At 44.7% G+C, this 5,762-nt stretch carries 5 protein-coding genes; 3 read left to right on the forward strand and 2 right to left on the reverse strand.

From position 1 onward, the window contains the following. Positions 1–121: 121 nt before the first annotated feature. On the reverse strand, positions 122–1,147 hold the full coding sequence (locus PX636_RS20625) for a GHMP family kinase ATP-binding protein (protein WP_288118610.1): 1,026 nt from the start codon (positions 1,145–1,147) through the stop codon (positions 122–124). A gap of 37 nt (positions 1,148–1,184) precedes the next feature. Continuing rightward, on the reverse strand, positions 1,185–1,820 hold the full coding sequence (locus PX636_RS20630; protein WP_002796293.1) for a D-sedoheptulose-7-phosphate isomerase: 636 nt from the start codon (positions 1,818–1,820) through the stop codon (positions 1,185–1,187). A gap of 603 nt (positions 1,821–2,423) precedes the next feature. Here PX636_RS20630 and PX636_RS20635 point away from each other — a divergent pair. From PX636_RS20635 to PX636_RS20645, 3 genes are all read left to right on the forward strand, one after another. Further along, complete coding sequence (locus PX636_RS20635) at positions 2,424–3,083, forward strand: D-glycero-alpha-D-manno-heptose-1,7-bisphosphate 7-phosphatase (RefSeq protein WP_002796294.1); 660 nt, start codon at positions 2,424–2,426, stop codon at positions 3,081–3,083. After that, a complete protein-coding gene (locus PX636_RS20640; protein WP_288118611.1) occupies positions 3,080–4,306 on the forward strand; it encodes a glycosyltransferase family 4 protein in 1,227 nt (408 codons plus the stop codon). Before PX636_RS20635 ends, PX636_RS20640 begins: the two co-directional genes overlap by 4 nt. An 81-nt stretch (positions 4,307–4,387) precedes the next feature. Further along, positions 4,388–5,506, forward strand: coding sequence for a glycosyltransferase family 4 protein (locus tag PX636_RS20645; protein WP_288118612.1), 1,119 nt, complete (start codon positions 4,388–4,390; stop codon positions 5,504–5,506). Positions 5,507–5,762 lie beyond the last annotated feature (256 nt).

A 5,762-nucleotide genomic window follows, 5' to 3' on the forward strand; every position in this document is an offset into this window, starting at 1 on the left:
AACCCACCCGCCAGAATAATTACATCCATAGATACACCTCAAAAATTTGAATTATTGCCAATCTTTTAAAAACTATTTGTAGGCTTATAGGGATAATCCTCCCCCGTCGATCCTTTGCTTGCTATAATGTCCATGCTTGGGTTCCGTATTTGGTAAAGTGAAAATTAATCACTTGGCCTCCTTCTGATTTCAAAGCTTTAGTTACTTCGATTTTCTTGGTAGGATCGACCATAAAGATAATAAAACCACCGCCACCGGCTCCCGATATTTTACCTGAATAGGCCCCGGTTTCCCTAGCTACCTGATAAATGCGATCAATTTGCGGATTACTAATTAATTTGGATAATTTCTTTTTCGCTTCCCAAGAAGTTCTCAGAATTTCTGCTATCCCCATAAAATCTGATTTAAGCAGTGCTTCTTTAAAGAGAATTGCCTCTTTTTTGAGTTGATGGGTAGCAGCGATCGCCTGCTCATTTTTTTCTTGGACATTCTGAATTTGATCCTCAATTACTTGAGATGAGTAGCGAGAAATGCCTGTATAGTAGAGGATCAGAGAAACTTCCAATTCATTGATCACCCAATTTTTAATTCTCAAAGGATTAACTATGACTCGATCTTGTTCATAAAATTCCATAAAATTAAAACCGCCAAAAGTAGCAGCGTACTGATCCTGTTTGCCCCCTAACCAGCCGAGGTCAATTCGTTCGATCTCGTAGGCTAAATGAGCGATATCATACTCACCTAGGGGTAATTTTAACAGTTCCACAAAGGCTTTAACTATGGCCACGGCTAGGGTAGAAGAAGAACCCAATCCCGAACCGGCTGGCGCATCGGAAAAAGTGGTGATTTGCAGCGGCAAAGGTTGCCCTTGATTAAAGTCTTTAATCAAACGATTATAGACCGCTTTATGCAGATCGAGAACGCCGTTATAAGGTAGAGGAAACTGGAGGGTTTCTATTTGTTGTTCTCCTCGATCAGCGGCAACAAAAATGACTTGTTTGTCAGTAATTTCCGTGACTGTACAGTAGGCATAGAGATCGATAGTAGCGTTGAGAACGTAACCCCCATAAAGACTACAGTAAGGCTCGACATCGGTGCCGCCACCACCTAAACCTAATCTTAAAGGAGCTTTGGTTCTGATGATCATGGGTATGCTGTTTAGGTTGATTTTTTGCTAGGGGATTTTAGTTGGGAAAGAGCGCTTCTTCGATCGCTAAACAAATAGTATGAAGAACAAAACCATGACCTTCTTGAATGCGCGGGGTACTGGTGCTAGGAATCATCAAACAATAATCGGTTTTTTCCTCTAGAGCTAATCCCTTCGCCCCAGTTAAACCGATGCTAGTGAGACCTTTTACTTGACAAACTTTGAGAGCTTGATGGATATTGGCGGAATTTCCCGAAGTGGAAATACCGATAAACACATCACCAGGGTTTCCTTCCGCTTCTATCTGGCGGCTAAAAATATATTCGTAACCATAATCGTTAGCGATCGCTGTTAAACTGGCGATATCGCTATTGAGGACGCGAACTGGCAAAGACTGTCTTTCTTTCAGAAATCGGCCGTGCAGCTCACCGCCAAAATGGATAGCATCGGCGGCACTGCCCCCATTACCGGCGACTAATACTTTGTGGTTGTTGCGATAAGCATGGATGCATACTTGGCAAATCTCTTGGATTTTCTCTAGATATTTTGTCTCGGTTAGTAGTTTTTTCTTCAGGTTATAAGCTTCTTCCAATTCAGTCTTGATTAAAATTGACAGAGAGGGATCGCTCTGGAAACTATCCAATTTTTTGTTTGATTTTTCCACCATTCGCATAGGTTTGATTTTCCAATTTTTATTAGTTGAATAAATTTAACTCTCAATCATCCTGTCATTACATTGAATAGTATCAAAAGACCAGAATCGCTGTCCATTAATTGGGTACAAAACCCCTAGCATGGTAGAATTGATCACGGGACAAGAAAAACAGGCCGATGATAGTTCTAGAGAAACCTAGAGCGATCGAGTCAAAAGAGTGATCTTTTGCCGGTTATTCTCGGAATATACGACAAACGCAGCCAACTCTAGCACAATTTGTTTTGTTTGTAAATAAATTTTTGATGTATTCTGGCCGAGACGGGGGATTTCTGAGCGGGGGATTCAACCCTTGCGAGTCTTGGCCTTTTGTTTGGCTGGACAAAAATGTTAACAATTCATGACAATATTGCTGATATAATCAAAAGCCGAAAGGCTTGAAGGCGTATAATATGCCGTGATTGCTATACTCTGACACCTAGATAGTAAAGAGAAGCAATTTAGCCGAGAAAACTAGCACAAATCGCTACAATCCCTCGAATTTTGTCTGTGCATCAGTTCAAGCTCTCGTCTCTGACAGAAGAACTGAGAATTCTAGTCCCCGACTCGAAAAAGTCCAACATAATGAATCCTTTCCCCGCAATTTCTGTCAATGACGGCGACCAAAAATACCCGTATCCGCCACCTCCTGGCAATTCTGACCGCGAAAGCGAAGATAGAGCAAAAAAGAACAAAGCCTTATTTCTCGATCGAGATGGGGTAGTTATCGACTATATCCCCTACCTGAGTAAACCAGAACAGGTGAGCATTCCCGCCGGGGCAGCGGCTGCCTTAAAACAGTGGCAGGATGCCGGCTATCTGCTGATCATCATTACCAATCAATCGGGACTTGCTAGGGGCTATTTCACTTGGGACGATCTGGCGGCGATTCACGGGCGCATGATTGAGGAATACCGACAATTGGGGGTGCATTTTCACGATCTTGCCATCTGCCCGCACCATCCCGACGAAGGTTGTCTGTGCCGCAAACCCTCCCCCTATCTGCTGCTGGCCGCCGCCCACCAATACGGAATCGATTTAGCCCGCTCGTTGTTTATCGGCGATGCGCCCAGTGATCTAGAATGCGCCCTAGAAGCTGGTTGTCAGCCCGTATTGCTCTTAACAGGGCGAGGAAAAGTCACCCTTGGGGAGATCGAGAAATACCCAGTTCAGATTCCCGTGTATGGCCAACTAAAGGAAACGGTAGAATTATTGTCAAAAACCGCTGCCGAGATAGAATTATGAGAATATTAGTCCTTTTTTGCAATAACTTTCCCTATCCACCTAGTCGCGGGGCAACGGAGGGGAGAACTTTTAACCTGATCAAATGTCTTCATCAAAACCACGATGTCACCCTGTTCGCCCGTCGGGGGGAGAATGTCACGGAAACTCAGATCGAAGAACTCAAAACCTTTACCGATGATCTTGTCTTATTTCCGCCCCGGCAAATTCCCGCTCAAGGCAAGGGACTGACAAAACTAATCGGTCAAACAGGGCGCTTTCTGGAGGCAATAGTACAGATGACCCCAGCTAATGTTCTTAGTTATCGTTCGCCGCTCATTCAAGAGCGAGTAGATGAATACGTCGAGCAGCAAAAATGTGATGTGATTCTCTGCGCTCAGAGTATCAGCGAGATTTTTGTCCGGCCGGAATACCGTCAGCGAGTCAAAACAGTAGTGGATATTCACAGTTCCGTGTACGGTTGGACACGCAATCATTTAGATAGAGGAGCCTCCGCCTATCCGCTGCGGGATTTTCTCTATCTGCCCTTACTCTATCAGTACGAAAAACGTTACTGTGCCAAGTTTTCGCAATTAGTGGCTACTACCGATTACGATCGCGAACAATTGTTAAAAATCCTCCCGGATGCACGGGTGGATATCGTGCCTAATGGCGTGGATTTAGCCCTGTTTCCCTATCGTCCTCGGGATCCCGGCGGTCATAATTTGGTCTTTGTCGGGGCCATGAGTTCTACCCATAATATCGATGCCGCCCGTTTTTTTGTTTTAGAAGTCCTGCCAGTCATTCAACAGCGATATCCCGACACCACTTTAACCCTAGTGGGGGCAAACCCAGCACTGGAAGTTCTCGAACTCGCCAAGTATCCCGGTGTGAAGGTGACGGGGACCGTTCCCTCGACAGTGGAATATTTACACCGAGGAACCGTTTGTGTGGTTCCCCTGCGGGTGGGATTGGGAATCAAGACCAAAACCCTAGAATCCATGGCCGCTGGGATTCCGATTGTCGCCAGCGATCGCGGTTTAGAGGGTTTAACGGTGGCAGCAGCGGGAATTCCCCCTAGGGCGTTGCGCGCCAATAGCGTTGCTGAGTACGTTACAGCGATCGCTAGGTTGTTCGATGATCCTTCTGTGCGAGAACAACTGTCCCATAATGCCCGGGCGATGGTGGAATCGGAGTACACCTGGGAGCGAGCGGGACAAAGGTACGAGGAAATTTTGCGGGACTAATATTGTTCTTAACCCCGAAATTTCCCTCGAGACTGTTTGAGAGTTTTACCGCCATAAAAATTGATTTTTTGGAGCCTAATCATGAAAGTTTTAATAGTAGGAAATTACGTCAATGATCGGCAGATCAGTATCAATCGTTTTGTCGGTTTAGTGGAGAAAGGACTCAGACAAAAAGGACACGAAATTCTGCGAGTGCAAGCACCGCCTATTTTCGGTCAACTGAAGCCTTCTCCCCAGGGAATCGGCAAGTGGTTAGGGTACATCGATAAGTTAATTATTTTCCCAGTGCAGTTACGTCAGCAGCTTGATTGGGCTGATATCGTCTGCATTTGTGATCAAGCTTTATCCTATTTAACTCCCTATCTAAAAGATCGCAAATATTTTGTCATCTGTCACGATATGCTGGCCATTCGTTCCGCCCTAGGAGAAATTCCTGAAAATCCCACCAGTTGGACGGGAAAACAGTATCAGGCTATGATTTTGCGAGGACTAAAACAGGCTAAATATGTTGTCTGTTCTTCCGAAGCTACTCGTGCCGATGTTCTCCGTTTAACTAAAATTGCTCCCGAACAAACGGAAGTAATTGAGGATTGCTTGAATCAGGGATACGGTCCGATGACAAAAGAAGCAGCAGTAGCTCTGGTGGGCAAATTTAATATCAACCGTGATTATCCCTGGTTAATTCATGTCGGAGGCGGCCAATGGTATAAAAATCGATTGGGATTGCTGAAAATATTCAAGAGGTTAATCACTTTCCCCGGTCTGGAAAATTGCCGATTGATCCTGATGGGAAAACCTTTGCTGCCGGATATGCGAGAATTTGTTAATCAGAATAACTTGTCCGCACAAGTAATCGAATTAGGAACCGTCTCTGATGATGACTTACGCGCCTTTTATTGCCTAGCAACTGCTTTAATTTTTCCCTCCTTTCAGGAAGGATTCGGTGTTCCCGTTATTGAAGCTCAATCCTGTGGTTGTCCCGTCTTTACCTCCAATCGTCTCCCCATGACTGTTATCGCTGATGATGCAGCCGTTTACTTCGATCCCACCGAACACGAGGCCGCCGCTACTATTATTGCAGAAAATCTTCTCGCTCCCGATCGCCTGGAAGATTTGAGGCAAAAAGGTTTTATCAATGCCACTCGCTTTACTTACGAAAGAATGATCCAATCCTACGACCGATTATTGCCAAAATTGTAGTCTAGCGCTTTTTGGCGAATCATTATCCTGCCAATGCGATTTTAAGCGGGGAGGATATGGTTCTGGGGTTCACTTTGGCCCTAGAAATCTTGCTGTAAGAGTGATCGTCCTTTTTTAAATCCTACAGTAATCATTTTTCCATAGCTCCTTTGCTTCCTTGTAGTGTTGTTTAATTGGGGTTTACTGAATAAATCTAAAAACCTTGTTGGATAATATCTTTAGGCTTTTTTGAAATCAAAAAGTGCCAGCCATTGGA

The sequence above is a fragment of the Microcystis sp. M53598_WE2 genome, assembly GCF_030067735.1.
Taxonomy (GTDB): Bacteria; Cyanobacteriota; Cyanobacteriia; order Cyanobacteriales; family Microcystaceae; genus Microcystis; species Microcystis aeruginosa.

Excerpts from the sequence above, each read along its gene's own strand:
- PX636_RS20635 (WP_002796294.1), top strand. The coding sequence starts at position 2,424 with ATGAATCCTTTCCCCGCAATTTCTGTCAATGACGGCGACCAAAAATAC.
- PX636_RS20645 (WP_288118612.1), top strand. The coding sequence starts at position 4,388 with ATGAAAGTTTTAATAGTAGGAAATTACGTCAATGATCGGCAGATCAGT.
- PX636_RS20625 (WP_288118610.1), bottom strand. The coding sequence starts at position 1,147 with ATGATCATCAGAACCAAAGCTCCTTTAAGATTAGGTTTAGGTGGTGGC.
- PX636_RS20630 (WP_002796293.1), bottom strand. The coding sequence starts at position 1,820 with ATGCGAATGGTGGAAAAATCAAACAAAAAATTGGATAGTTTCCAGAGC.
- PX636_RS20640 (WP_288118611.1), top strand. The coding sequence starts at position 3,080 with ATGAGAATATTAGTCCTTTTTTGCAATAACTTTCCCTATCCACCTAGT.